At 67.7% G+C, this 23987-nt stretch carries 24 protein-coding genes; 13 read left to right on the forward strand and 11 right to left on the reverse strand.

Annotated elements, in window-relative coordinates; all coding sequences use genetic code 11:
* Positions 1-2: 2 nt before the first annotated feature.
* A complete protein-coding gene (leuS, locus tag P7644_RS18925; RefSeq protein WP_404300790.1) occupies positions 3-2741 on the reverse strand; it encodes a leucine--tRNA ligase in 2739 nt (912 codons plus the stop codon).
* Positions 2742-2941: 200 nt separating this feature from the next.
* Here leuS and P7644_RS18930 point away from each other — a divergent pair, with 200 nt between their 5' ends.
* Positions 2942-4147 carry a mechanosensitive ion channel family protein gene (locus P7644_RS18930; RefSeq protein WP_404303251.1) on the forward strand — a complete coding sequence of 402 codons (1206 nt, stop codon included), beginning with the start codon at positions 2942-2944 and terminating at the stop codon, positions 4145-4147.
* Between the two features lie 84 nt (positions 4148-4231).
* Here P7644_RS18930 and P7644_RS18935 read toward each other — a convergent pair whose 3' ends face one another.
* From P7644_RS18935 to P7644_RS18950, 4 genes are all read right to left on the reverse strand, one after another.
* On the reverse strand, positions 4232-4654 hold the full coding sequence (locus P7644_RS18935) for an ExbD/TolR family protein (RefSeq protein ID WP_404300791.1): 423 nt from the start codon (positions 4652-4654) through the stop codon (positions 4232-4234).
* Positions 4655-4663: 9 nt separating this feature from the next.
* Positions 4664-5326: a MotA/TolQ/ExbB proton channel family protein gene (locus P7644_RS18940; protein ID WP_404300792.1), complete on the reverse strand. Its 663-nt coding sequence runs from the start codon at positions 5324-5326 to the stop codon at positions 4664-4666.
* Between the two features lie 7 nt (positions 5327-5333).
* On the reverse strand, positions 5334-6158 hold the full coding sequence (gene dapB, locus P7644_RS18945; RefSeq protein ID WP_404300793.1) for a 4-hydroxy-tetrahydrodipicolinate reductase: 825 nt from the start codon (positions 6156-6158) through the stop codon (positions 5334-5336).
* Between the two features lie 74 nt (positions 6159-6232).
* Positions 6233-6784: an outer membrane protein assembly factor BamE gene (locus tag P7644_RS18950; RefSeq protein ID WP_404300794.1), complete on the reverse strand. Its 552-nt coding sequence runs from the start codon at positions 6782-6784 to the stop codon at positions 6233-6235.
* Positions 6785-6894: 110 nt separating this feature from the next.
* Between P7644_RS18950 and fur the strand changes: the two genes are divergently transcribed.
* Positions 6895-7314: a ferric iron uptake transcriptional regulator gene (gene fur / locus P7644_RS18955; RefSeq protein WP_404300795.1), complete on the forward strand. Its 420-nt coding sequence runs from the start codon at positions 6895-6897 to the stop codon at positions 7312-7314.
* A 9-nt stretch (positions 7315-7323) separates the two neighbouring features.
* Here fur and hprK read toward each other — a convergent pair whose 3' ends face one another.
* The 3 genes from hprK to hpf form a co-directional block, all read right to left on the reverse strand.
* Positions 7324-8274, reverse strand: coding sequence for an HPr(Ser) kinase/phosphatase (gene hprK, locus P7644_RS18960; RefSeq protein ID WP_404300796.1), 951 nt, complete (start codon positions 8272-8274; stop codon positions 7324-7326).
* A 24-nt stretch (positions 8275-8298) separates the two neighbouring features.
* Positions 8299-8766: a PTS sugar transporter subunit IIA gene (locus P7644_RS18965; RefSeq protein WP_404300797.1), complete on the reverse strand. Its 468-nt coding sequence runs from the start codon at positions 8764-8766 to the stop codon at positions 8299-8301.
* Positions 8767-8899: 133 nt separating this feature from the next.
* Positions 8900-9247 carry a ribosome hibernation-promoting factor, HPF/YfiA family gene (hpf, locus tag P7644_RS18970; protein WP_404300798.1) on the reverse strand — a complete coding sequence of 116 codons (348 nt, stop codon included), beginning with the start codon at positions 9245-9247 and terminating at the stop codon, positions 8900-8902.
* Positions 9248-9561: 314 nt separating this feature from the next.
* Here hpf and P7644_RS18975 point away from each other — a divergent pair, with 314 nt between their 5' ends.
* On the forward strand, positions 9562-10482 hold the full coding sequence (locus P7644_RS18975) for a phosphoribosylaminoimidazolesuccinocarboxamide synthase (protein WP_404300799.1): 921 nt from the start codon (positions 9562-9564) through the stop codon (positions 10480-10482).
* Between the two features lie 48 nt (positions 10483-10530).
* On the opposite strand, the gene trxA is transcribed toward P7644_RS18975, so the two are convergent.
* Positions 10531-11439, reverse strand: coding sequence for a thioredoxin (gene trxA / locus P7644_RS18980; protein ID WP_404300800.1), 909 nt, complete (start codon positions 11437-11439; stop codon positions 10531-10533).
* 175 nt (positions 11440-11614) lie between these two features.
* Here trxA and purE point away from each other — a divergent pair, with 175 nt between their 5' ends.
* Genes purE through P7644_RS19000 form a run of 4 tightly spaced genes read left to right on the forward strand, consistent with a single transcriptional unit; the run spans position 11615 to position 15307 of the window.
* Complete coding sequence (gene purE, locus P7644_RS18985; protein ID WP_404300801.1) at positions 11615-12112, forward strand: 5-(carboxyamino)imidazole ribonucleotide mutase; 498 nt, start codon at positions 11615-11617, stop codon at positions 12110-12112.
* Between the two features lie 8 nt (positions 12113-12120).
* The gene (locus tag P7644_RS18990) at positions 12121-13290 is read left to right on the forward strand and encodes a 5-(carboxyamino)imidazole ribonucleotide synthase (protein ID WP_404300802.1); all 1170 of its coding nucleotides are present in this window, start codon (positions 12121-12123) and stop codon (positions 13288-13290) included.
* Between the two features lie 11 nt (positions 13291-13301).
* Entirely contained in the window at positions 13302-14300 is a 999-nt protein-coding gene (locus P7644_RS18995; protein ID WP_404300803.1) for an L-threonylcarbamoyladenylate synthase, read from the forward strand.
* A 53-nt stretch (positions 14301-14353) separates the two neighbouring features.
* Positions 14354-15307, forward strand: a complete 954-nt coding sequence (locus P7644_RS19000) for an SGNH/GDSL hydrolase family protein (protein WP_404300804.1) — start codon at positions 14354-14356, stop codon at positions 15305-15307.
* A 69-nt stretch (positions 15308-15376) separates the two neighbouring features.
* Here the strand turns inward: P7644_RS19000 and dacB are convergent, their stop codons facing one another.
* Entirely contained in the window at positions 15377-16822 is a 1446-nt protein-coding gene (gene dacB, locus P7644_RS19005) for a D-alanyl-D-alanine carboxypeptidase/D-alanyl-D-alanine-endopeptidase (protein WP_404300805.1), read from the reverse strand.
* A 68-nt stretch (positions 16823-16890) separates the two neighbouring features.
* On the opposite strand from dacB, the gene tsaB reads away from it, so the two are divergent.
* The 4 genes from tsaB (at position 16891) to corA (ending at position 19976) form a co-directional block, all read left to right on the forward strand.
* On the forward strand, positions 16891-17619 hold the full coding sequence (tsaB, locus tag P7644_RS19010; protein ID WP_404303252.1) for a tRNA (adenosine(37)-N6)-threonylcarbamoyltransferase complex dimerization subunit type 1 TsaB: 729 nt from the start codon (positions 16891-16893) through the stop codon (positions 17617-17619).
* Positions 17616-18092 (forward strand): ribosomal protein S18-alanine N-acetyltransferase, encoded by a 477-nt coding sequence (rimI, locus tag P7644_RS19015; RefSeq protein WP_404300806.1) that lies wholly within the window; start codon positions 17616-17618, stop codon positions 18090-18092. Before tsaB ends, rimI begins: the two co-directional genes overlap by 4 nt.
* Positions 18089-18820 carry a uracil-DNA glycosylase family protein gene (locus P7644_RS19020; protein ID WP_404300807.1) on the forward strand — a complete coding sequence of 244 codons (732 nt, stop codon included), beginning with the start codon at positions 18089-18091 and terminating at the stop codon, positions 18818-18820. The genes rimI and P7644_RS19020 overlap by 4 nt, the downstream gene beginning before the upstream one ends.
* 169 nt (positions 18821-18989) lie before the next feature.
* Positions 18990-19976 carry a magnesium/cobalt transporter CorA gene (gene corA, locus P7644_RS19025; RefSeq protein ID WP_404300808.1) on the forward strand — a complete coding sequence of 329 codons (987 nt, stop codon included), beginning with the start codon at positions 18990-18992 and terminating at the stop codon, positions 19974-19976.
* A gap of 101 nt (positions 19977-20077) precedes the next feature.
* Here the strand turns inward: corA and P7644_RS19030 are convergent, their stop codons facing one another.
* Positions 20078-20845, reverse strand: coding sequence for a 5'-methylthioadenosine/adenosylhomocysteine nucleosidase (locus P7644_RS19030; RefSeq protein ID WP_404300809.1), 768 nt, complete (start codon positions 20843-20845; stop codon positions 20078-20080).
* A 275-nt stretch (positions 20846-21120) separates the two neighbouring features.
* Between P7644_RS19030 and P7644_RS19035 the strand changes: the two genes are divergently transcribed.
* Positions 21121-21462 (forward strand): chaperone NapD, encoded by a 342-nt coding sequence (locus P7644_RS19035; RefSeq protein ID WP_404300810.1) that lies wholly within the window; start codon positions 21121-21123, stop codon positions 21460-21462.
* Positions 21453-23978: a nitrate reductase catalytic subunit NapA gene (gene napA / locus P7644_RS19040; protein WP_404300811.1), complete on the forward strand. Its 2526-nt coding sequence runs from the start codon at positions 21453-21455 to the stop codon at positions 23976-23978. Before P7644_RS19035 ends, napA begins: the two co-directional genes overlap by 10 nt.
* Positions 23979-23987 lie beyond the last annotated feature (9 nt).

A 23987-nucleotide genomic window follows, 5' to 3' on the forward strand; every position in this document is an offset into this window, starting at 1 on the left:
GCCTAGAGCACCACGTTGACCAGGCGCCCGGGCACGATGACGATCTTCTTGGGCGCCTTGCCTTCGGCGAACTTGTGCAGGTCGGGGCTGGCCAGCGTGGCCTGCTCGATGGCGGCCTTGTCGGCCGTGGCCGGCACGCGGATGGCGCCGCGCAGCTTGCCGTTGACCTGCAGCATCAGCTCCAGCTCGTCCTGCACCAGGGCAGCCGGGTCCACCTGGGGCCAGGCGGCGTCGAGCAGATCACCCAGCGCGCCGGCGTAGCCCAGGTCCTGCCACAGCGCGTGGGCGATGTGCGGCGTGGCCGGGTAGAGCACGCGCAGCAGGATGCCGAAGCCCTCGATCAGCGCCACCTGGGCGCCGGCGCTGTCCATGGCCTTGAAGTCCTCCAGCGCGTTGATCATCTTCATCGCGCCCGAGACCACGGTGTTGTACTGCATGCGCTGGTAGTCGTAGTCCACCTGCTTGAGCACGGTGTGGATCTCCAGGCGCAGGGCCTTGGCCTCCTTGCCGAACTGCACGTTTTTCAGGCTTGTAGCGCCCGCCAAGCTTGCGCTGACAGCTTCCTTATCGATAGCAGACAGCTTGACGCCAAAGTTCCACACGCGGCGCAGGAAGCGGTAGCTGCCCTCCACCGCCGCGTCGTTCCACTCCAGCGTCAGCTCGGGCGGCGCGGTGAACATGGTGTACAGGCGCGCGGTGTCGGCGCCGTATTTCTCGATCAGGTGCTGCGGGTCGACGCCGTTGTTCTTGGACTTGGACATGGTGCCCACGCCCTCGTAGTCGATGGGCGTGCCCACGGGCAGCAGGCCGTCGCCGCTCTCGGCGGGGTTCTTGAGCTTGGCACCGATGATCTTGCCGTCATCGCCCAGCACATGCTCCACGTCGTGCGGCCAGAAATAGTCCTTGGCGCCCTTGGCGGTGCGGCGGCTGTAGATGTGGTTGAGCACCATGCCCTGGGTCAGCAGGCGGGTGAAGGGCTCGTCGACCTTGACCAGGCCACGGGCTTCGGAATCTCCGGGGCCCTTCACCCGGATATCGCGCATGACCTTGGTCCAGAAGCGCGCGTACAGCAGGTGCAGGATGGCGTGCTCGATGCCGCCGATGTACTGGTCCATCGGCATCCAGTAGTCGGCGCCGCCGGCCACCATCTTCTGGTCGTTCTTCGCATCGCAGTAGCGCATGAAGTACCAGGACGAATCCACGAAGGTGTCCATGGTGTCGGTCTCGCGCCGCGCCGGCTTGCCGCAGCAGGGGCAGGTCACGCCGGCGTGGAAGGCCTCGCTCTTGACCAGCGGGTTGCCGCTGCCGTCGGGCACCAGGTCCTGCGGCAGCACCACGGGCAGGTCCTTCTCGGGCACGGGCTGGGGGCCGCAATCGGGGCAATGGATGATGGGAATCGGCGTGCCCCAGTAGCGCTGGCGCGAAATGCCCCAGTCGCGCAGGCGCCAGGTGGTCTTGAGCTCGCCCAGGCCCTTGGCGGCCAGCGCCTGCGCCACGGCGGCCACGGCGTCCTGGTGACTCAGGCCGCTGAAGTTGTCGGAGTTGATGGTGACGCCGCGCTCCTTGTCGGCGTACCAGTCCTGCCAGCGCTCATGGTCGAAATGCTCGCCATCGACCAGGATCACCTGCTCGATCTCGATGCCGTACTTGAGCGCAAAGGCAAAGTCGCGCTCGTCGTGCGCGGGCACGCCCATCACGGCGCCGTCGCCATAGCTCATCAGCACGTAGTTGCCGACCCAGACCTCGATCTGCTCGCCGCTCAAGGGGTGGGTGACGAACAGGCCCGTGGCCATGCCCTCTTTTTCCTTGACGGCCAGCTCGGCCTCGGTCGTGCCGCCCTTCTTGCATTCCTCGATGAAGGCCGCGAGCCTGGGGTTGCCCTGCGCGGCATGGGCGGCCAGCGGGTGCTCGGGCGCCACGGCGCAGAAGGTCACGCCCATGATGGTGTCGGCGCGCGTGGTGAAGACGTACATACGGCCGTCCTGGATCAGCTTGCCATCGGCGCCGCGGATGTCGTGCGTGAACGCAAAGCGCACGCCGGCACTCTTGCCGATCCAGTTCTCCTGCATCAGCCGCACCTTGTCGGGCCAGCCGGACAGCGTCGCCTTGTCGCCGCCGACCTGCACATGGTCCAGCAGCTCCTGGGCGTAATCGGTGATCTTCAGGTAGTAGCCCGGGATCTCGCGCTTTTCCACCGGCGCGCCGGTGCGCCAGCCCTTGCCGTCGATGACCTGCTCGTTGGCCAGCACGGTCTGGTCCACCGGGTCCCAGTTCACCACCTGGGTCTTGCGGTAGGCGATGCCCTTCTCCAGCATCTTCAAAAACAGCCACTGGTTCCACTTGTAGTAGTCGGGGTCGCAGGTGGCGACCTCGCGGCTCCAGTCGATGGCCAGGCCCATGGCCTGCATCTGCTGCTTCATGTAGGCGATGTTGTCGTAGGTCCACTGCGCGGGCGGCACCTTGTTCTTCAGCGCCGCGTTCTCGGCCGGCAGGCCGAAGGCGTCCCAGCCCATGGGCATGAGCACGTTGTAGCCCTTCATGCGCAGGCTGCGCGTGAGCATGTCGTTGATGGTGTAGTTGCGCACATGGCCCATGTGCAGCTTGCCGCTGGGGTAAGGCAGCATGGAGCAGGCGTAGTATTTCTTCTTGCCCGCGTCCTCGCTCACGCGGTAGGCGTCGCGGGCGTTCCAGTAGGCGTGCGCGGCGCGCTCCACCTCGGTGTGGTTGTATTTGTCTTGCATGGGAGCTGGGGAAAAGGTATTCGGGGGAACTGCGCTGCGGCGCAGCGGTCGCACTAGGAGTCGGTTGCGCCCAATTCTAGGCGTTCATCCCCCCTTCCACCCCGCATCGCCCGCCCACAAGGCCCGGCGCGCCCCGCCATTGAAAGGAGTTCTTTTTGACCGAGACCGCCCTCACGCTGCTGCCTTCCCTCAACCCCTGGATGCAGGCGGGCATTGGCCTGGCGGGCCTGCTGCTGCTGGCCTATGTCGTCCAGGCCGTGGCGCAGTACCTGCTGCTGCACACGGTGCCGCGCATCCGCGCGCACATGGATACGCGCTGGGCACGCGTGGTCTGGCACGACAAGGTGTTGCGCCGGCTGGCGCGCGTGGTGCCGTCGCTGGTGATACAGGCGGGCATTGGCGCCGTGCCGCAGCTGGACCCGGTGGCCTTTGTGGTGATCCGCAACCTGACCGTGGCGCTCACCGTGCTGCAGCTGGTGCGCACGCTGAACGCGCTGCTCGACGCGACCCTGCAGGAGCACGCGCAGGCGCCGGGCGGCGCGCCCACGAGCACGCGCTCCATCAAGAGCTATGTGCAGCTGGGCAAGCTGGCGCTGACCCTGGTGGGCGCCATCGTCATCGTGGCGGCGCTCATCGACCGCTCGCCGCTGATCCTGCTGTCGGGCCTGGGCGCGATGTCGGCGGTGCTGATGCTGGTCTTCAAGGACACCATCCTGTCGTTCACCGCGGGCCTGCAGCTGTCGTCCAACGACATGCTGCGCGTGGGCGACTGGATAGAGATGCCCCAGATGGGCGCCGACGGCGACGTGGTGGACATCGCCCTGCACACGGTGAAGGTGCAGAACTGGGACAAGACCATCACCACCATCCCCACCTGGCGCCTGATGAGCGAGAGCTACCGCAACTGGCGCGGCATGAGCGAGTCCGGCGGACGGCGCATCAAGCGCACGCTGCGCCTGGATGCCGCCAGCGTGCATTTCCTGGACGACGCGGACATCGAGCGCCTGGCGCGCATCGCCCTGCTGGCACCCTACCTGCAGGAAAAGCGCGAGGCCGTGCACGCCGCCAACGCCGCGCTGGGCCCAGGCGCCGCCGCGCCCGCCAACCTGCGCCGGCTCACCAACATCGGCACCTTCCGCGCCTACGTGCAGGCCTATCTGCGCGCCCACCCCGGCATCCACCAGGGCATGACGCTGATGGTGCGCACGCTGGAGCCCACGCCCGAGGGCGTGCCGCTGGAGCTGTACTGCTTCACCGCCACCACGGCCTGGGTGCAGTACGAGGCGATTCAGGGCGACATCTTCGACCACCTGATCGCCGTGCTGCCCGAGTTCGGCCTGCACCTGTACCAGAGCCCCACGGGCCATGACATACGCGCCGGCCTGCGGCAGCAGTCCTTGCAATGAAAATCATAGCTGCAGGCGCTTGCCAGCTGATGATTTAATACATATTTATGGATTTAACGCCGGCAGAGCAAGCGGCAGGCGCTCTTATTTTTGATATGGAGGCTGGGCCACGAAGCCAATGCGCTGCAGCCCCGCCGCCTGCGCCGCCCCCATGATCTGCACCACGCGCCCGTAGGGCACGGCCTCGTCGGCGCGCAGCTGCACCTCGGTGTCGGGGTTGTGCGCGGCGATCTGCCTGAGGCGCTGCGCCAGCGCCGCGGCATCCATGGGAGCCTCGTCCAGAAAGGCCTGGCCGCTGGCATCCAGCACCAGCACCACGGCGGCCACCGGCGCGCCGGGCTGGGCGCCCTCGGCGCGCGGCAGCTGCAGGCGGATGCTGCTGGCCAGCAGCGGCGCGCTGAGGATGAAGATCACCACCAGCACCAGCATCACGTCCACCAGCGGCGTGACGTTGATCTCGCTCATGGGCTGCGGGCCCGGGGTGCGTTCGAGGCGACCGAATGCCATGGCGGTCGCTCAGGTGGGCGGACCGGTATCGACGAGCAGCTCGCGCAGGTCGCGCGCGAAGCCCTCCAGGTCGGCCTCGATGCGGCCTATGACGCGGCCGAACCAGTTGTAGGCCAGCACGGCGGGAATGGCCACCGTCAGGCCCGCGGCGGTCATGATCAGCGCCTCGCCCACCGGGCCAGCCAGGCGCTCGATGCTGATCTGCTCGACCCCGGTCAGGGCCGTGAGCGCATGGTAGATGCCCCACACCGTGCCCAGCAGGCCCACGAAGGGCGCCGTGGAGCCCACGGTGGCCAGCAGCACCTGGCCGAACTGCAGCCGGCCCAGCACGTCATGCAGCGCATCGCGCAGCACGCGCGTGAGGCGCTGCGACAGGCTACCCTGGCTGGCGAGCGTGCCGCCGGCCTGGGCGTTTTCGACCTGCAGCGCCGCGCGCACCAGCGGCAGCAGCAGCGCCTCGCGGTCAAAGGCGGGCAGGCGTTCGGCCGCGGTGGCCAGGGAGCCGGCCTGCCAGAAGGCGGCCGTGCAGCGCGGCACATCCACATGTGCGCGGCGCATCAGGCGCAGCTTCCACAGGATGATGACCCAGCTGGCCACCGACATGGCCAGCAGCAGCGCGGCCGCGGCCTGCGTGACCGCATCGCCCTGGCGCAACCAGTGCAGGCCGTCCATGCTGGCCTTACTTGAGGTTCAAAACGTCGAACATGTCGAACAGGCCCGTGCGTCGCCCGGCCAGGTAGCGCACCGCGCGCAGGCTGCCCTGGGCGTAGCCGGCGCGGCTGCTGGACTTGTGCGTGATCTCCACGCGCTCGCCGGTGCCGGCAAACAGCACCGTGTGGTCGCCCACGATGTCGCCGCCGCGCACGGTGGCAAAGCCGATGCTGCCCTCCCTGCGCTCGCCGGTGTGGCCATAGCGCTCGTACACGGCGCGGTCGGCGAGCAGCGTGCCCTGGGCCTCGGCGATGACCTCGCCCATCTTCAGCGCCGTGCCCGAGGGCGCGTCCACCTTGTGCTTGTGGTGGGCCTCGATGATCTCGATGTCATAGCCCGTGGCCAGCGCCTGCGCGGCCATCTGCAGCAGCTTGAGCGTGACGTTCACGCCCACGCTCATGTTGGGCGCAAACACCAGCGCCACCCGGCGCGCGGCGGCATCCAGCTCGGCCTTCTGGGCGTCGGAAAAGCCCGTCGTGCCGATGACCATTTGCACGCCCAGCTCGGCACAAACGGCCGCATGGGCCAGCGTGCCCTCGGGGCGCGTGAAGTCGATGAGCACGTCGGCGTTCTTCAGGCCCTGGCGCAGGTCGGCGGTGATGGCCACGCCGCTCTGGCGCCCCAGGAAGGCGGCGGCGTCCTGGCCCACGGCGGGGCTGCTGGGCAGATCCAGCGCGCCGGCGAGCACGCAATCGTCGCTCGCGTCAATCGCCTCGATGAGCATGCGGCCCATGCGGCCGGAGGCGCCGGCCACGGCCACGCGGCGGGGAGCGGTAGTAGGGGTAGAGGTCATGTCGGCTCGCAGTCAAAAACGAAAACAGGTTGCGCGCCTCGGTCCCGGGGCACGGGGCACGCGGCGCACGCGCCTCAGCGGCGCGAGGCTTCCAGCGGCGGATAACTGCTGGCGGGCTGCGGCACGGGGGCCGCTGCGGCCGGGTTGGCCGGCGCGGCCTTGGGAAAGCGCGCCAACTGGGCCTCCGTGGCTTCGAGCTGCGGCACCTTGGCCTTGGTGCGCTTGGAGCTGAGCGAGGCCACGAATTCCGCCTCGGACGGCATCTCGTCGCCCTCGACACGCTCCATCACGTTGTCCTTGAAGAACACGGTGAGCTTGCGTGTCTGCGCCTGCACGTCCGGGCGCTTGAGGGTGAAGACATATTCCCAGCGGTCGCCGTGGAACAGGCTCACCATGAGCGGCGTGCCGAGAATCTCGCGCACCTGCTGGCGCCCCATGCCCGGCTGCAGCGCCTGCACCTGCTCGCGCGAGATGAAGTTGCCCTGCACCACGTCCACCTTGTAGGGCGTGACCATGCTCGACAGCCGCTCTCCGGTGCCCGCACAGCCGGCCAGACCAGCGGCCAGCACGGTGGCCAGCAACACAACGGCGCCCCGGCGGGCGCTCCAACAGGCGGGAGCAAACATGGGTTTAGGCATAGGGGATATGATCCGGGCCATTGTAGCGGCCGGGGCCTTGCGCACAGCCGGCAGGGCTCTCGCAGCTGATTTCGCCCTGGCACCAGAAAGATCTTGTCATGACGAATATCGAAGAACTCAAAAGCACCGGCCTCAAGGCGACACTGCCGCGCCTGAAGATTCTGGAGATCTTCCAGAAGGGCAGCCAGCGCCACATGACGGCCGAGGACGTGTTCCGCGTGCTGCTCGACGAGCGCTCGGACATAGGCCTGGCCACCGTCTACCGCGTGCTGACTCAGTTCGAGCAGGCCGGCATCCTGCTGCGCAGCAATTTTGAAAGCGGCAAGGCCATCTACGAGCTCAACGAGGGCCAGCACCACGACCATTTCGTCTGCACGGTCTGCGGCAAGGTCGAGGAGTTCTACGACGCCGAGATCGAAAAGCGCCAGAACCTCATCGCCAAGGACAAGGGCTGGGTGATACAGGATCACTCCATGGCGCTGTACGGCCATTGTGCCGACTGCGCCAGGAAACGCTGACGGCCCGCTTCAGCCGCCGCTCTCCATGGCGCGTCGGTGGCGATCCAGGAATTCCTGGTAGGTGTCGATGCCGCGCAGCTGCAAGATGGTGTTGCGCACTGCAGCCTCGACCAGCACGGCGATGTTGCGCCCGGCCACCACCTGGATCACCACCTTGAGCACGGGCACGCCCAGCACGTCCTGGGTCAGCGGCTCGTAGGGCAGGCGTTCGTAGTCGCGCTCCATGGTTTCCTTGCGCACCAGGTGCACGATGAGCTTCAGGCGCATCTTGCGGCGCACCGCCGTCTCGCCAAAGATGGCGCGGATGTCCAGCAGGCCTATGCCGCGCACCTCCAGCAGGTTTTGCAGCAGATCGGGGCATTTGCCCTCGATGGTGGTCTGGTTGATGCGATACAGGTCCACGGCATCGTCGGCCACCAGGCCCTGGCCGCGCGAGATCAGCTCCAGCCCCAGCTCGCTCTTGCCCAAACCGGATTCACCCGTGATCAGCACCCCCAGGCCCAGGATGTCCATGAACACGCCGTGCATGGTGGTGCGGTCGGCAAAATGCTTGGACAGATAGGCGCGCAGCACGTCAATGATGAAGGCTGCCGACTCCTGCGTGGCAAACAGCGGAATCTGTGCGCCCTCGCACATGGACACCAGTTCCTCGGGCGCGCTCTGCCCATCGGCCAGCACCAGCACCGGCGGCTCCAGCGTGACGATGCGCGCGATGCGGCGCGCGCAGTCCTCGGGCGTGGCATTGGTCAGGTAGGCAATTTCACGCTCGCCCAGGACTTGTGCACGATAGGGATGGATGTAGTTCAGGTAACCCACCAGATCGGCGCTGGAGCGCGCGGCACGCACGGCCACCTCGGTGAAGCGCCGCTCCGAGGCACTCAGCCCCGCGACCCACTGCCATTTCAGCAGGACGCGAAACTCCTCAAAAAGCACATCGGCGCTGACAACGTTGGGTTTCACGGCGGCCGATGGAAGGGTGCGGGCTCAGGCGCCCTGGGCAGACTGCCAGCCGGCGATCATGGCATGCAGGCTGGCGGCGTCGGTGCAGGACTTCAGGCGCTCGCGCAGGGCGCTGTCGCTGAGCAGCTCGGCGATTTCCGAGAGGATCTCCAGGTGCTTTTGCGTGGCCGCCTCCGGCACCAGCAGGAAGATCAGCAGCGCCACGGGCTGTTCGTCGGGCGCATCGAAGCCGATGGGGTGGTCCAGTTGGAATACCGCCGCCATGGGCGACTTCAGGCCCTTGATGCGGCCATGCGGAATAGCCACGCCATGCCCCAGCCCGGTCGAGCCCAGGCGCTCGCGTGCAAAAAGGCTGTCGGTGATCAAGGCCCGGGACAAGCCATGCTGGCTTTCGAACAGCAGGCCGGCCTCCTCGAACGCACGTTTCTTGCTTGTGGCATCGACACTCACAAGCACTTGTGCGGCAGGCAATATGGAAGCTAGTCGATTCATGGTCAGTAGGCCCGGATTATGCACGCCTAGCGAAAACCCTGAAAGTGTATCTGTCGGCAACAAAAAACCGCCCTGGGGCGGTTGCTGCGCCACGCCTGGAGGGCAGTGGCGCATCAGGAGTGCAGCAAGCACCTCAAGAGGCCGCGGCGGCCTGCGCGGTGGCGCGGCGCACGCCGGCCTGGTGATCCTGCAGACGATCCTTGTGGCGCACGATCATGCGGTCGAGCTTGTCCATCAGTTCATCGACCGCCGCATACAGGTCGAAATGGGCGCTCTCCACGAACAGGTCGCTGCCCTTCACATGCACCGTGCACTCCGCACGCTGGCGCTTTTCCTTTTCCTTTTGCTTCTCTACGGTCAATAGCACCTTGACATCCACCACCTGGTCGAAGTGGCGAATGATGCGATCCAGCTTGGACGTCACATAGCTGCGCAAGGCGGGGGTCACTTCAAGGTGATGACCGCTGATCGTCAAGTTCATAGACAAGCCTCCTGTGGCTCTCGGTTGAGAAAAATGCCGCCCCATGGCAAGCGGGGCGACCGGCGAAACCCAGTGCATTCACGCCTGGATTGACTATGCGCGCGCGCGCGCCGGAACGCAACGCGTTTCCCGCCCCCGGCGCACGGGATATGGCGCACAGATGCGAAACCGCCGTAAAAGCCTCACAATCGGCCGGATTTCCCCGCCGCCAGCGCCGCGACCGGCGCCGTGGCCGCGTCGCTAGAATGGCCTGTTTCGCCCCTGGCATTGGCCGGGCCACCTTTCTTTGCTTCTTTGCGCGCGCGTCCACCGCCATGACCCAGCCCAGCACCTCTGCCCTGCACACCTCCGCTCTGACCTCGCTGCCGTTGCTTGCGCGCGGCAAGGTGCGCGACAACTACGCCGTGGGGACAGACCGCATCCTGATGGTGGCCAGCGACCGGCTCTCGGCCTTCGACGTGATCATGGGCGAGCCCATCCCCGGCAAGGGCGAGCTGCTCACGCAGATGGCGCTGTTCTGGTTCGACAAGCTGGGCCACATCGTGCCCAACCACCTGACCGGCGAGGCGCCCGAGAGCGTGGTCACGCCGGCCGAGGCCCCCCAGGTGCGCGGCCGCTCCATGCTGGTGCAGCGCCTCAAGCCGATTCCGATCGAGGCCGTGGTGCGCGGCTATCTCGCCGGCAGCGGCTGGAAGGAGTACCAAGAGTCGCGCTCGGTCTGCGGCGTGCCGCTGCCGGACGGTCTGTCCAACGCCGCCAGGCTGCCGCACAGCATCTACACGCCGGCCGCCAAGGCGGCGATGGGCGAGCATGACGAGAACATTACCTTCGAGCGCACGGTGGAGATGGTCGGCCCCGAGCTCGCGGCCAGGATCCGCGACATCTCCATCCAGCTGTATGAGGCCGCCGCCGCCATTGCGCTCGAAAAGGGCATGATCATTGCCGACACCAAGTTCGAGTTCGGCCTGGCGCCCGATGGCAAGCTGGTGCTGATGGACGAAGTGCTGACCCCCGACAGCTCGCGCTACTGGCCGGTGGAGGGCTATGCCGAGGCCCTGGCCCGGGGCGAGAACCCGCCGAGCTACGACAAGCAGTTCGTGCGCGACTGGCTGGAGCAGGCCCAGGTGGGCGGCAAGCCCTGGGACAAGACCGCCCCGGCGCCGCGCCTGCCGCGCGAGGTGGTGGAAAAAACGGCCGCCAAGTACCGCGAGGCGCTGCAGCGGCTCACGGCCTGATTGCCCATCCTCCGAAGCACAAGGCCCCACGCGGGGCCTTGCGTTTTTTCAGCTCAGCACCACCGAGCTCAGGCGCCGGCGATAGGTCGCCAGCACCGGGTCCTCGGGCGGAATCTGGCCCTCGGCCACCTTGACCTTGGGCGGCTCGATGATCTCCAGGATGGCCACATAGGTCTTGCGCGCGGCCTCGTCGTTCCAGCTCTTGTCGCGCATCAGGATTTCCAGCAGTTCGTCCATGGCGTCCGTCCAGCGCTGCTGCGCCATGAGCCAGCGGGCACGGCCGAAACGCGCCTCGAAATCGCGCTTGTTGGCGGCAATTTTTGCATCAAACTGGGCCCCAGCACCCTCACCATAAGCGTTAATAGCTGCAAAATCGAGAGCATCCATCCAGGCCTTGAGCGCCCCCAGGCGACGCGAGCCCTCGGCCTTGGCAATCACGGGGGCAAAGGCCACCTTGGCGTCGTCCTCGCGGCCCAGCTGCAGCAGCAGCTTCACGTAGTCAAAGCGCGCCTCGTCGTTCGCCGGGTCGGTGGCCACAGCATGCTGCAGTTTTTCCAGCGCGCCCTCGGTGTCGCCGCCCGCCAGCGCCTCCTGGGCCTGCTCCTCCTGCTCCTCGGCCTGCAGCTCCTCGGCGCTGGGCAGGTGCTTGTCGAGAAAGGCGCGCAGCTGGCCCTCGGGCTGGGCGCCCGTGAAGCCGTCCACCGGCTGGCCGTTCATCATCAGCACGCAGGTGGGGATGCTGCGGATGCCGAACATCGAGGCCAGTTGCTGCTCCTGGTCAGAGTCGATCTTGGCCAGCTTGAAACGGCCGGCATAGGCCACCTCCAGCTTCTCCAGCACCGGGCCCAGCGTCTTGCACGGGCCGCACCAGGGCGCCCAGAAGTCCACCAGCACGGGCGTAGTCATGGAGGCGGCAACCACCTCGGTCTCAAAGGTTTCTAGGGTGACGTCGATCATGTGTAGGCAATCCCCGGTAAGGCGGCGGCGCGGCCTGCGCCGCTGTGGAAAGAAGGTCAGTGGTGATTCTCGGACATATTCGTCGCCCGGGCGCGCAATGGCGACAGGCACGGCCCATGCACAAAACGTAAAATCGCGGGTTTCCCCTGGCGAGCGCCGCGCGCGCACTCCTCACATGAACCCCATACAGATCGGCGTGGTCATGGGTTCCAGCAGCGACTGGGACACCATGCAGCACGCAGTTGCCATCCTTGAGCAGTTCGGCGTCGCGCACGAGGCGCAGGTGGTCTCGGCCCACCGCATGCCCGACGACATGTTCCGCTACGCCGAGGCCGCCGCCGGCCGCGGCCTCAAGGCCATCATCGCGGGCGCGGGCGGCGCCGCCCACCTGCCCGGCATGATCGCCGCCAAGACGGTGGTGCCCGTGCTGGGCGTGCCCGTGGCCAGCCGCCATCTGCAGGGCGTGGACTCGCTGCACTCCATCGTGCAGATGCCCAAGGGCGTGCCCGTGGCCACCTTTGCCATCGGCGCGGCCGGCGCGGCCAACGCGGCGCTGTTCGCCGTGGCCCTGCTGGCCAACCACGACCCGGCGCTGCGCGCGCGGCTGGAGGCCTTCCGCGCCGAGCAGACCGCCGCCGCCCGCGCCATGACCTTGCCACCGGTGGCCGCATGAACGCGGATATGAGTGCGGGCCAGGGCGTGATCCTGCCCGGCGCCACGCTGGGCGTGCTCGGCGGCGGGCAGCTCGGGCGCATGTTCGTGCAGGAGGCCCAGGCCATGGGCTACTTCACCGCCGTGCTCGACGCCGACGCCACCAGCCCCGCCGGCCTGGTGAGCCACCACCACATACGCACGGGCTACGAGGACGCGCAGGGCCTGGCCGAGATGGCCCGCCTGTGCGCGGCCGTGACCACCGAGTTCGAGAACGTGCCGGCCGCCTCGCTCGACCTACTGGCGCAGACCCTGCGCGTGTCGCCCGCCGGCAGCGCCGTGGCGATTGCCCAGGACCGCGCGGCGGAGAAGGCGCATTTCGTGCGCTGCGGCGTGCCCGTGGCGCCGCATGCGGTGATCGAGTCGCCCGAGCAACTGGCCGGCGTATCGGCCGACCTGCTGCCCGGCATCCTGAAGACCGCGCGCATGGGCTACGACGGCAAGGGCCAGGTGCGCGTGGCCACGCCCGCCGAGCTGGCCACCGCCTGGCAGGACCTGGGCCGCGTGCCCTGCGTGCTGGAGAAAATGCTGCCGCTGGCGCACGAATGCTCGGTCATCGTGGCGCGCGGCCAGGACGGCTGCATCGTGCACCTGCCCGTGCAGCGCAACCTGCACCGGGGCGGCATTCTGGCCGTGACCGAAGTTTATGACGAAAATCTGCCACCAGCGCAGGCTAGCCAAGCGCTGGAAGCTGCGAAATCTGTAGCAAACGGCCTGCGCTACGTGGGCGTGCTGTGCGTGGAGTTCTTCGTGCTGCAGGACGGCAGCCTGGTGGTCAACGAGATCGCCCCGCGCCCGCACAACAGCGGCCACTACAGCCAGGACGCCTGCGACGTGTCGCAGTTCGAGCTGCAGCTGCGCTGCATGACCGGCCTGCCCCTGGTGCAGCCGCGCCTGCACAGCCCCACCATCATGCTGAACCTGCTGGGCGACCTGTGGTTCGCCCATGGCGAGCAGCCCGTCGTGCCCGACTGGGCGCAGGTGCTGCAGCTGCCCGGCTGCCACCTGCGTCTGTACGGCAAGGCGCAGCCCAAGCGCGGGCGCAAGATGGGCCACCTGAACATCACCGGCGCCACGCCCGAGGCCGTGCGCGCCACGGCGCTCAAGGCGGCGGCGATCCTCGGCATCGCGCCGTTCTGAGCGAGGCCCGCATGCTGCTGGATGGACGCCTGGAGGCCTCGGTGCAGGCCGCCGCGCAGGCCCTGGCGCGCGGCGCGCTGCTGGGCCTGCCGACCGAAACCGTGTACGGCCTGGCGGCCGACGCCGACAACGACGCCGCCGTGGCGCAGATCTTTGCCGCCAAGGGCCGCCCCGCCAACCATCCGCTGATCGTGCATGTGGCCGACAGCAGCGCCATCACCCATTACGCCAAGGAGGTGCCGCTGTTTGCGCAGCAACTCATCGACGCCTTTTGGCCCGGCCCGCTGACGCTGATCCTGCCGCGCCTGCCGCATGCGGCGCGCGCCTCCACGGGCGGGCAGGACAGCGTGGGCCTGCGCTGCCCTGCGCACCCGGTGGCCCATGCCGTGCTGGCGGCCTGCCAGCGGCTTGAGCCTCCCGTGTGGGGCGTGGCCGCGCCCAGCGCCAACCTGTTCGGCAAGGTCAGCCCGACCACGGCGCAGCATGTGGCCGAGGCCTTTGGCGACGAGCTGCTGGTGCTCGACGGCGGGGCCTGCGCCGTGGGCATCGAATCGACCATCATCGACTGCACGCGCGGCCTGCCCGTGCTGCTGCGCCCGGGCAGCATCTCACGCGCGGACATACAGCGCGCCTGCGGCCTGCAACCGCTATCTAAAGAAGAGCTTCCAGCGCATACCCCTCGGGCCTCAGGCACACTTTTGGCCCATTACGCGCCGACGGCGCGCGTGCGCCTGATGGATGCCCGCCAGCTGCAGGCCGGCCTGGACCTGCTGGGCGCGGACGCCGCCCACCTGGCGGTGTACGCGCGCACGGCGCTGCGTTCGGCATCTCACAGCGTCCTCCTGCGCCGCATGCCCGACGACGCCGCCGCGGCCGCGCAGCAGCTGTTTGCCGCGCTGCGCGGCTTCGACGACGCGGGGGTGAAGTTGATCTGGATTGAAACCCCGCCCGACCTGCCCGCCTGGGAGGGCGTGCGCGACCGGCTGCAGCGCGCCGCGGCCGCGGGGTAAGGGCGCCGGATGAAGGCGCTTAAACTCTCGCACTCTTGAATTCGGAGAAATACATGGCAGCAAATTGGATGCGCCGCGGCTTCGTGGCCGCCGCCTGTGCCTCGGCCGCCCTGCTGGCGGCCTGCGGCTCCAGCAGCATCGACTCGGCCATCGCGCCATCGCGCTTCATCGCCTTTGGCGACGGCCTGACCGATGTGGGCCAGAAGGGTGCGAGCTACACCGTCAACGACGGCAGCATCAACAACTGGACGCTGCAGCTGGCCTCGCACTACGGCCTCACGCTCAAGCCCGTGTCGGCCGGCGGCCTGAGCTACGCCCAGGGCAACGCGCGCATCACGGCCACGCCCGACGCGGCCGGCAACGCCAGCACACCCACGGTGACGCAGCAGATCGACCAGTTCCTGGCCAACCCACAGTTCGCCAAGGACGACGTGGTGCTGATCAGTGCCGGCGCCAGCGACATCATCGCCGGCATGGCCGCCGTGCAGGCCGGCAGCATGACCGAGGAGCAGTACATCGCCGCCGCCGGCCAGGCCGGCAAGGATCTGGCAACCCAGGTGCGCCGGCTGTCGGACGCCGGTGCCAAGCAGATCCTGGTGACCGGCAGCTACGACCTGGAGCGCAGCCCCTGGGCCAAGGGCCTGGGCAAGCAGGCCCTGATCCACCAGGCCAGCCAGCGCTTCAACGATGACCTGAAGATCAACCTGGAGAAGCTGGGCAAGACCGTGCTCTACGTGGATCTGGCCTACTACGTGAACCTGTTCGAAGCCAACCCGGGCGGCTATGGCTTCAGCGACAGCAGCAAGCCGGTGTGCACCTCGGTGGATGCCGGCCCCGGCATAGGCATAGGCCCGGGCGAGGTGAATTCGGCCCTGTGCACCGCCGCCACCCTGGTGGCAGACGCAGACCCCGGCCGCTATGTGTTTGCCGACAAGGTCTACCTCACGCCGGCCGCCCATCGCCAGTTCGGCAACTACGCCTACGACCAGTTGCGCCGGCGCTGGTAAGCGCGGGCCCGGCCCGCCGCCGATCCCGCATCAGGAACGACTCCCGGCCGCCGCATGCGGCCAGTTGCATCAGCGCTCGTGCAAGGTCCAGTCCACCAGCGCGTCCATCACCGGTCGCGCCGCGCCGGCATGGGGATGGTTGACGATGGCCACCAGCACATAGCGGCGGCCGCTGGCGGCATGCACATAGCCGGCCAGGGCCGCCACGTCGCGCAGGCTGCCAGTCTTGAGGTGCGCCGCACCCATGGCCAGGGCCGGCCTGCGGCGCAGCGTGCCGTCTACTCCTAGGACCGGCAGCGAGGCCACAAACTCCGGCATCACCGGCGAGGCCCAGGCCTGCTGCAGCATGCGCGCCAGCGCCTGCGGGCTCAGGCGCGCCGCGCGGCTCAGGCCGGCGCCGTTGTCCACCACCGGCGCCTCCACGGCGCCCACGCGCTCGCGCCACCACTGGGCGAGCACGGCGTGCCCGCCGTCAAAGCTGCCCCGGCCGGCCTTGTGCAAGCCCAGTGTCAGCAGCAGTTGCTGGGTCATCACATTGTTGCTGTGCTTGTTGATGTCGCGCACCACCTCGGCCAGCGCCGGCGAGGGGTTGCTGAACACCGGCTGCAGCCCCGCCGGCACCTGGCCATCGCGCACCTGGCCCGTGAGCTGGCCGCCCAGCTCGCGCCACATGCCCTCCACGGCACGCGCCGCATAGCCGCGCGGATCGGCCGGCGCCACGGACCATTCACGCGCGCCGCAGCTTGCCGGGTAGACCCCCTGGAAGCCGATGCGCGCCGCATGGGCCAGCTCAGCGCGCAGGCCCGTGCGCCAGTCGCCACAGGCCGTGCCCGCAGGCGCCAGCGGCACGCTGGGGGCCAGCTCCACCTGCGCCAGCGGCGGCTCGTAGCGCACGCGCGCCACGCCGGCCGCGGCATCGGGCGTGAAACCCATGGCCACGGCCTTGTAGTTCAGCAGCAGGGCGTCGGGTGCGGCGTTGTAGGGACGCCAGGGCTCGCCATCGAACTGCGCCGCATCATGCGCGGGCAGCTCGAAGGCGCTGCGGTCGAGCACGATGTCGCCCTCGATCTGCGCAATGCCCAAGGCACGCAGGCGGCGCATGAGCAGCCACAGGCGCTCCACCACCAGCTTGGGGTCGCCCTGGCCCTGGATGTAGACGTTGCCGCGCAGGCTGCCGCCCTGGGGCATGGCATCCAGGTACACCGGTGTATCCCAGGTAAAGGCCGGACCGAGCAGGTCCAGCGCCGCATAGGTGGTCACCAGCTTCATGACCGAGGCCGGGTTCAGCGCCTGCTCCGCCTGGTAGGCCAGACGCGGGGACGCACGCCCATCGACCTCCACCACCACGGCCGACAGCGCCTCGCGCGGCAGGCCCGCACGCTGCAGGGCAGCCTCCACCGTGGCCGGCAGGGCCGATGGTCCCGCGGCGCAGGCCGACAGGCCGGCACCGGCCAGCAGTGCGCAGGCCGCACGGCGCAGGCGACGCCAAACCTGCACGAAGGAGGAAGACAACATGTGATCGAGTCTATCGCCCGCCCCGCAGGCCGCAATGGCTTGGCGCGCAGCCGATAATCATGCCCGCCATGCACCTGCTCGCCTTCGACACCAGCACCGACACCCTGTCCATCGCCGTACAGCGGGGCACGCAGCTGTGGACGCACAGCGGCGCGGGCGGTGCGCAGGCTTCGACCACCCTGATCCCCGCCATCCGCACGCTGCTGGCCCAGGCCGGGCTCACGCTCGCCGAGATCGACGCCGTGGTCTTCGGCCGCGGGCCGGGCTCGTTCACCGGGCTGCGCACGGCCTGCGCCGTGGCCCAGGGCCTGGCCTTTGGCGCGCGTGGCGGCCAGGGCGTGCCGGTATTGCCCGTCGACACGCTGCTGGCCGTCGCCGAAGAGGCGCGCGCCGAGCATGGCTGCACGCGCGTGCTGGCCACGCTGGACGCACGCATGAACGAGGTCTACACGGCCCCCTTCGAATGGCTGCCCGACGCCGCTGCGCCCGGGGGGGGGGCTTGGCGCGTGCCACAGGACTTTGGCCTGTGCGCCCCCGAGGCCGTGGCCGTGCCCGACGGCTGGACCCTGGCCGGCAATGCCCAAGCCGCGTATGGGGAGCGCCTGGCGCCCGGCGCACCCCAGGTGCCATCCCTGCCCACGGCCCAGGCCCTGCTGCGCCTGGCGCCCGCACTGCTGGTCGCGGGCAACGCCGTGCCCGCGGATGCGGCGCTGCCGCGCTACATCCGTGACAAAGTGGCGCAAACCACCGCCGAGCGCGAGGCCGCGCGCCGCGCCACGGCAGCCCAGCAGCCATGAGCGCCCTGCCCCAGCACCCCAACGCCCTTGAGGCCCGCTTCGAGGCCCTGACCCCGGCACGCCTGGACGCGCTCATGGCCATAGAGCAGGCCGTCTACAGCCACCCCTGGACACGCGGCAATTTTATCGATGCGCTGGCCGCCGGCAACCAGGCCCAGTTACTCGTGGCGGGCGGGCAGATCCTGGGCTACTTCGTGGCCATGCCCGGCGTGCAGGAGGCGCATCTGCTCAACATCACCGTGGCGCCGGCCTACCAGCGCCAGGGCTGGGCCCATGTGATGCTCGATGCCCTGGCCCTGTGGGCGCGCGGCCAGGGCGCGCAGTGGCTGTGGCTGGAGGTGCGCGCGAGCAACACGCGCGCGCAGCAGGTCTACGAGGCCCACGGCTACCAGCGCGTGGGCCTGCGCAAACGCTATTACCCGGCCGAGGGCGGCGAGCGCGAGGACGCCGTGGTCATGAGTCTGCCGCTATGAGCCTTAGCCTAGATGCGCGCCAACGCGCCATGCTGCAGGAGATGGGCGTCACCGTCTGGGCTGCGCCGCCGGCGCGTGCGGCCGCAACGCCCGCAAGCCCCAGCCCGCCGGCCGCCCGCACCACTGCGCCTGTCCCCGCACAAGGCCCCGGCACGGCAACTGCCGCCCCACAGGCGCCAGCACCCGCCCAACGGACGACGGCGCCAGTGGCCGGCACCCCAGCCACCGGCCTGCTGCTGCGCCCCCCGGTGGCGCTGTACCCGCAGGCCGACCCGGCTGCCACGCCGCCCGCGCTGGGCGCCAGCTGGCTGGTGGTGCTGGAGAGCCCCTCCCCCGCCGCCCCCCTGGCGGGCGACAGCGGCCGGCTGCTGGACAACATGCTGCGCGCCATGCGCCTGCACCGGCACCCGCGCTGCTTCGTCGCCACGCTGGCCCGGGCGGCCCCCGGCCTGCCGGCCGAGGGCGACCCACCCACGGCCGGCCTGCAGCAGGCCCTGGCCACGCTGCGTCCGTCCATGGTGCTGGTGCTCGGCCTGGGCGCCGCGCGCGCGGTGCTGGGCAGCCGCGAGCCACTGGGGCGCCTGCGCGCGGGCGTGCACCACCTGGCAGGGGACACGCCGGCCATCGTCAGCTACGACCCTGCCTACCTGCTGCGCGCCCCCGAGGCCAAGGCCGCCGCCTGGGCCGATCTGTGCCGGGCGCTGGCCCTGGTGCGGCCCGCGGCCTGACCCCCGCGCCGATCGGTGGCAGGTGCGATAATTCGCGGCTTTCACACACAGGACACCGATCCATGGAAACCTACCCCAGTTGGTAGCTTTCAGCCTCCCGGACTGCCGAGGGGCTGAAAGCACCCCAGCCCCTTCGCAGACAGCACAAAAACAACCGGGAGAGTGAGCCATGCTCAACATCTTTTCGCTCGCCAATGGCCGGCTGGTCCAGGAAGAAATCGATTCCCTGGAAGAGCTGGTGCGCTTCCAGCCGATCTGGGTAGATCTGGAATCGCCCACGCTGCAGGAAAAGCGCTGGATCAAGCAACACTACGGCCTGTCCATCCCCGAGGATGCGATGGACGAGGACATCGAGGAGTCAGCGCGCTTCTACGAGGAAGACAACGGCGAGCTGCACATCCGCAGCGACTTTCTGGTGGACGATGAGGAGGAGCCACGCTCGGTGCGCGTGGCCTTCATCCTGAACCAGCACAACACCGGGCTCAAGAGCTGCGGCGTGCTGTTCTCCATCCACGACGAGGACATCCCCGTGTTCCGCCTGCTGCGCATGCGTGCACGCCGCGCGCCCGGGCTGATCGAGGACGCCAAGGAGGTGCTGCTGGCGCTGTTCGACACCGACGTGGAGTATTCCGCCGACACGCTGGAGGGCATCTACGACGATCTGAAGAAAGTCAGCACCCAGGTGCTCGAAGGCCACATGACCGACGACTACGCCCAGCATGTGCTGGCCGACATCGCCTGGCAGGAGGACCTGAACGGCCGCATCCGGCGCAACATGCTGGACACGCGCCGCGCCGTGAGCTTCATGATGCGCAGCAAAATGCTCAACGCCGAGCAGTTCGAGGAAGCACGCCAGATCCTGCGCGACATCGAATCGCTGGACAGCCACACCCAGTTCCTGTTCGACAAGATCAACTTCCTGATGGACGCCACGGTCGGTTTCCTGAACATCAACCAGAACAAGATCATCAAGATCTTCTCGGTGGCCAGCGTGGCGCTGCTGCCGCCGACCCTGATCGCCAGCGTCTACGGCATGAACTTCAAGGTCATGCCCGAGCTGGAGTGGCAGTATGGCTACCCCTATGTAGTGGCGCTGATGGCGGCCAGCGCCGTGGTGCCCATGCTGTACTTTCGCAAGCGCGGCTGGTTGAAGTAAGCACATCCCCCTGAGCCGCTTCGCGGCGTCTGCTGGGATGGGTTGCGCCAGTTTTTAACCAAAATCAGCTAAAACGCTTACTAGATAAGCGTTAACAGCTACTATTTCGAGAGCGCCTTCAGCAGCCCATGCACGATGCCGTCGGCATAGCGGCTGGCCACATGCGTGACGAAGTGGGGGAAGTCCACATGCGCGCTGTCGTCGGCGCGGTCCGAGATGGTGCGCACCGCGGCAAAGGGCAGGCCGTAGTCGTGGCACACCTGGGCCACGGCGGCGCCCTCCATCTCCACGGCCAGCACCGCGTGGCCGGCCGCGGCGAGCGCCTGCCGCAGCGCGCCGGATTCGGCCGAGGTGGAGACGAAACGGTCGCCGCTGACGATCAAGCCCTGGTGCACGCGCGCCGCATGGCTGTGGCCCACGCCAGAATTTTCTGGATAAAAACCGCCTCCATCCATTACCAGATAATCGTTAGCAGCTTCAAATAGCATAGCTGACAGCGCGGCATCGCAGGACATGCGCGCTCTGCCATAGCCAGGCAGCTCCCAGCGCGGGAAGATGGGCGATGCATCCATGTCGTGCTGCAAGAAATCGCCCGCCACGACCACGTCTCCCACCTGAACGCCCTCGCCCAGGCCACCGGCCACGCCGGTGAAGACGATGCGCTCGACCCCCAGGCGATCGGCCAGCACCGTGGCCGTGGTGGCCGCTGCCACCTTGCCTATGCCCGACAACGCCAGCACCACGGGCTGGCCCTGCAGATGGCCGCGCCAAAAGGTGCGGCCCGCGTGCGTGATGCGCTCGGGCGCCCGCAGGGCGTTCATGAGACTGCCCTGCTCTTCGGGCAGGGCGCTGAGGATGGCGGTGGTCATGGGCAAGGCGGTGTACAGGGACAGGGGAGCCGCATTATCGCGGCTTGCCCGAAGCGCCCTCGCGCCCCTCACGAACCGGCCGCCAACCGCGCTTGGCAGCAAAACCACAGGCAAAAACAGATTTTGATTTTTCTCAAAGGCATAAAACCACTTCGGGCTCACCATGAGAAATAAGAACAAACAAATAGATACTCAAAAACACCAATAATTCCCGATCATTTCATTCGGTTTTCAACACCCTGCGCATTTCCGCTCATGCACCGTCCATTCAATGAATGGGCGCCGTATATTTGCCACATCAAATAAATGCCAGGGCATTATCAGCGCCCGCATGGGCATTTATTGAAGGCAAGATTTTGAACATCTCCAGCGCCATCGTTTACGCAAGGCCGGGCACGGATTCAGCGGTGCGTGAACAACTCCCCCTTATTCCCGGCGTAGAGGTTCACGCCGCCGCTGCGGACGGAAGAATCATTGCCACCATTGAGGCGGAAAACGACCGCGGCGCCATGGATACCTATGAAGCCATCGCCCGCATGGACGATGTCCTGAATATCGCCATGATTTTCCAGCAAACCGAATCCCACCCTGATCAGGAGTTAGTCAAATGCAAGTAACCCGTCGCGATCTCATCAAGGCGCATGCGGTCACCGCCGCCGCCACGGCCATTGGCGTGAGTGTTCCTGGCGCCCAGGCATTGGCCCAGTCGGCGGGCTCCGGTGACGATATCCGCTGGGACAAGGGGGCCTGCCGCTTTTGTGGCACGGGCTGCGGCGTGCTCATCGGCGTGAAGGACGGGCGTGTGGTGGCCACCCAGGGCGACCCCGACGCCCCGGTGAACAAAGGCCTGAACTGCATCAAGGGCTATTTCCTGTCCAAGATCATGTACGGCAAGGACCGCCTGACGCAGCCGATGCTGCGCATGAAGGACGGCAAGTTCGACAAGAACGGTGAATTCGCCCGCATCTCCTGGGACAAGTCCTTCGACATCATGGAAGAGAAGTGCAAGGCCGCCCTGAAGACGGGCGGGCCGCGCAACATCGGCATGTTCGGTTCCGGCCAGTGGACCATCTGGGAAGGCTATGCGGCCTCCAAGCTGTGGAAGGCCGGTTTCCGCTCCAACAACCTCGACCCCAACGCACGCCACTGCATGGCCTCGGCCGTGGCCGGCTTCATGCGCACCTTCGGCATCGACGAGCCCATGGGCTGCTATGACGACTGCGAGCACGCCGACGCCTTCGTGCTGTGGGGCTCGAACATGGCCGAGATGCACCCCATCCTGTGGTCGCGCGTGACCGACCGGCGCCTCACGGCCAAGCACGTCAAGCTGCATGTGCTGTCCACCTTCACGCACCGCTCGTGCGAGCTGGCCGACAGCGAGATGATCTTCAAGCCCCAGTCGGACCTGGCGATCCTCAACTACATCTGCAACCACATCATCCAGAGCGGCGCGGTGAACGAAGACTTCGTCAAGAAGCACGTGAACTTCCGCAAGGGCGTGACCGACATCGGCTACGGCCTGCGCCCCGGCCACCCGCTGGAGCAGGCCGCCGGCAACAACGGCTACCCCGGCCCGGACGGCAAGCCCAAGGGCGCGCCCGATGCCTCGGCGCCCATCAGCTTCGACGAGTTCAAGCAGTTCGTCGCCGAATACACGCTCGACAAGGCGCATGAGCTCTCGGGCGTGCCCAAGGACAAGCTCGAAGCGCTGGCCAAGACCTACGCCGACCCCAAGACCAAGGTCATGTCCTTCTGGACCATGGGCTTCAACCAGCACACGCGCGGCACCTGGGTCAACAACATGATCTACAACGTCCACCTGCTGGTGGGCAAGATCTCCGAACCCGGCAACAGCCCGTTCTCGCTGACCGGCCAGCCCTCGGCCTGCGGCACGGCGCGCGAAGTGGGCACCTTCGCCCACCGCCTGCCCGCCGACATGGTGGTGACCAACCCCAAGCACCGCGAAATCTCCGAGAAGCAGTGGAAGCTGCCCGCCGGCACCATCCCCGACTGGGTGGGCCTGCACGCCGTGGCCCAGAGCCGCGCGCTCAAGGACGGCAAGCTCAACTTCTACTGGACCACGACCACCAACAACATGCAGGCCGGGCCGAACATCAACGGCGAGATCTGGCCCGGCTTCCGCAACCCGGCCAACTTCATTGTGGTGTCCGACTGCTACCCCACGGTGTCCGCCCTGGCGGCCGACCTGATCCTGCCCTCGGCCATGTGGGTGGAAAAGGAAGGGGCGTTTGGCAACGCCGAGCGCCGCACGCAGTTCTGGCGCCAGCAGGTCAAGGCTCCGGGCCAGGCCAAGTCCGACCTGTGGCAGTACGTCGAGTTCTCCAAGCGCTTCAAGGTCGAGGAAGTGTGGCCCGCCGAGCTGCTGGAGAAAGCACCCGAATTCAAGGGCAAGACCCTGTACGACGTGCTGTACGCCAACGGCCAGGTGAACAAGTTCCCGCTAGCCGACCTGCAGAAGGGCTTCGACAACGACGAATCCAAGGAACTGGGCTTCTACCTGCAGAAGGGCCTGTTCGAGGAGTACGCCGAGTTCGGCCGCGGCCATGCGCACGACCTGGCACCGTTCGACGTGTACCACAAGGCGCGCGGCCTGCGCTGGCCGGTGGTGGACAACAAGGAAACGCTGTGGCGCTTCCGCGAGGGCTACGACCCCTACGTGAAGAAGGGTGAAGTGGTGAAGTTCTACGGCAAGCCCGACGGCAAGGCCTGGATCTTCGCCCTGCCCTACGCGCCCGCCGCCGAGATGCCCGACACCGAGTACGACCTCTGGCTCTCCACCGGCCGCGTGCTGGAGCACTGGCACACCGGCTCGATGACGCGCCGCGTGCCCGAGCTGTACCGCGCCATGCCCGACGCCTGGCTCTACATGCACCCCGAGGACGCCAAGAAACGCGGCCTGCAGCGCGGCGACACCGTCAAGGTGATGACGCGCCGTGGCGAGGTCAGCACCAAGGTGGAAACCCGGGGCCGCAACAAGCCGCCGCTGGGCCTGGTGTACATGCCGTTCTTCGACGAGCACCGCCTGGTGAACAAGCTCACGCTGGACGCCACCTGCCCGATCTCGAAAGAGACCGACTTCAAGAAGTGCGCCTGCAAGGTCGTGAAGGCCTGAGCCACCCGC

Origin of the sequence: Alicycliphilus denitrificans (assembly GCF_044792555.1) — a bacterium.
GTDB classification, from domain to species: domain Bacteria; phylum Pseudomonadota; class Gammaproteobacteria; order Burkholderiales; family Burkholderiaceae_C; genus Alicycliphilus; species Alicycliphilus denitrificans_A.

Excerpts from the sequence above, each read along its gene's own strand:
- P7644_RS19030 (WP_404300809.1), bottom strand. The coding sequence starts at position 20,845 with ATGACCACCGCCATCCTCAGCGCCCTGCCCGAAGAGCAGGGCAGTCTC.
- tsaB (WP_404303252.1), top strand. The coding sequence starts at position 16,891 with ATGCACCTGCTCGCCTTCGACACCAGCACCGACACCCTGTCCATCGCC.
- P7644_RS18965 (WP_404300797.1), bottom strand. The coding sequence starts at position 8,766 with ATGAATCGACTAGCTTCCATATTGCCTGCCGCACAAGTGCTTGTGAGT.
- P7644_RS18950 (WP_404300794.1), bottom strand. The coding sequence starts at position 6,784 with ATGTTTGCTCCCGCCTGTTGGAGCGCCCGCCGGGGCGCCGTTGTGTTG.
- P7644_RS18935 (WP_404300791.1), bottom strand. The coding sequence starts at position 4,654 with ATGGCATTCGGTCGCCTCGAACGCACCCCGGGCCCGCAGCCCATGAGC.
- P7644_RS19020 (WP_404300807.1), top strand. The coding sequence starts at position 18,089 with ATGAGCCTTAGCCTAGATGCGCGCCAACGCGCCATGCTGCAGGAGATG.
- P7644_RS18975 (WP_404300799.1), top strand. The coding sequence starts at position 9,562 with ATGACCCAGCCCAGCACCTCTGCCCTGCACACCTCCGCTCTGACCTCG.
- P7644_RS18940 (WP_404300792.1), bottom strand. The coding sequence starts at position 5,326 with ATGGACGGCCTGCACTGGTTGCGCCAGGGCGATGCGGTCACGCAGGCC.
- P7644_RS18995 (WP_404300803.1), top strand. The coding sequence starts at position 13,302 with ATGCTGCTGGATGGACGCCTGGAGGCCTCGGTGCAGGCCGCCGCGCAG.
- napA (WP_404300811.1), top strand. The coding sequence starts at position 21,453 with ATGCAAGTAACCCGTCGCGATCTCATCAAGGCGCATGCGGTCACCGCC.
- P7644_RS18930 (WP_404303251.1), top strand. The coding sequence starts at position 2,942 with ATGCAGGCGGGCATTGGCCTGGCGGGCCTGCTGCTGCTGGCCTATGTC.
- trxA (WP_404300800.1), bottom strand. The coding sequence starts at position 11,439 with ATGATCGACGTCACCCTAGAAACCTTTGAGACCGAGGTGGTTGCCGCC.
- corA (WP_404300808.1), top strand. The coding sequence starts at position 18,990 with ATGCTCAACATCTTTTCGCTCGCCAATGGCCGGCTGGTCCAGGAAGAA.
- P7644_RS19000 (WP_404300804.1), top strand. The coding sequence starts at position 14,354 with ATGGCAGCAAATTGGATGCGCCGCGGCTTCGTGGCCGCCGCCTGTGCC.
- dacB (WP_404300805.1), bottom strand. The coding sequence starts at position 16,822 with ATGTTGTCTTCCTCCTTCGTGCAGGTTTGGCGTCGCCTGCGCCGTGCG.
- purE (WP_404300801.1), top strand. The coding sequence starts at position 11,615 with ATGAACCCCATACAGATCGGCGTGGTCATGGGTTCCAGCAGCGACTGG.
- fur (WP_404300795.1), top strand. The coding sequence starts at position 6,895 with ATGACGAATATCGAAGAACTCAAAAGCACCGGCCTCAAGGCGACACTG.
- hpf (WP_404300798.1), bottom strand. The coding sequence starts at position 9,247 with ATGAACTTGACGATCAGCGGTCATCACCTTGAAGTGACCCCCGCCTTG.
- leuS (WP_404300790.1), bottom strand. The coding sequence starts at position 2,741 with ATGCAAGACAAATACAACCACACCGAGGTGGAGCGCGCCGCGCACGCC.
- dapB (WP_404300793.1), bottom strand. The coding sequence starts at position 6,158 with ATGACCTCTACCCCTACTACCGCTCCCCGCCGCGTGGCCGTGGCCGGC.
- P7644_RS18990 (WP_404300802.1), top strand. The coding sequence starts at position 12,121 with ATGAGTGCGGGCCAGGGCGTGATCCTGCCCGGCGCCACGCTGGGCGTG.
- P7644_RS19035 (WP_404300810.1), top strand. The coding sequence starts at position 21,121 with ATGGGCGCCGTATATTTGCCACATCAAATAAATGCCAGGGCATTATCA.
- rimI (WP_404300806.1), top strand. The coding sequence starts at position 17,616 with ATGAGCGCCCTGCCCCAGCACCCCAACGCCCTTGAGGCCCGCTTCGAG.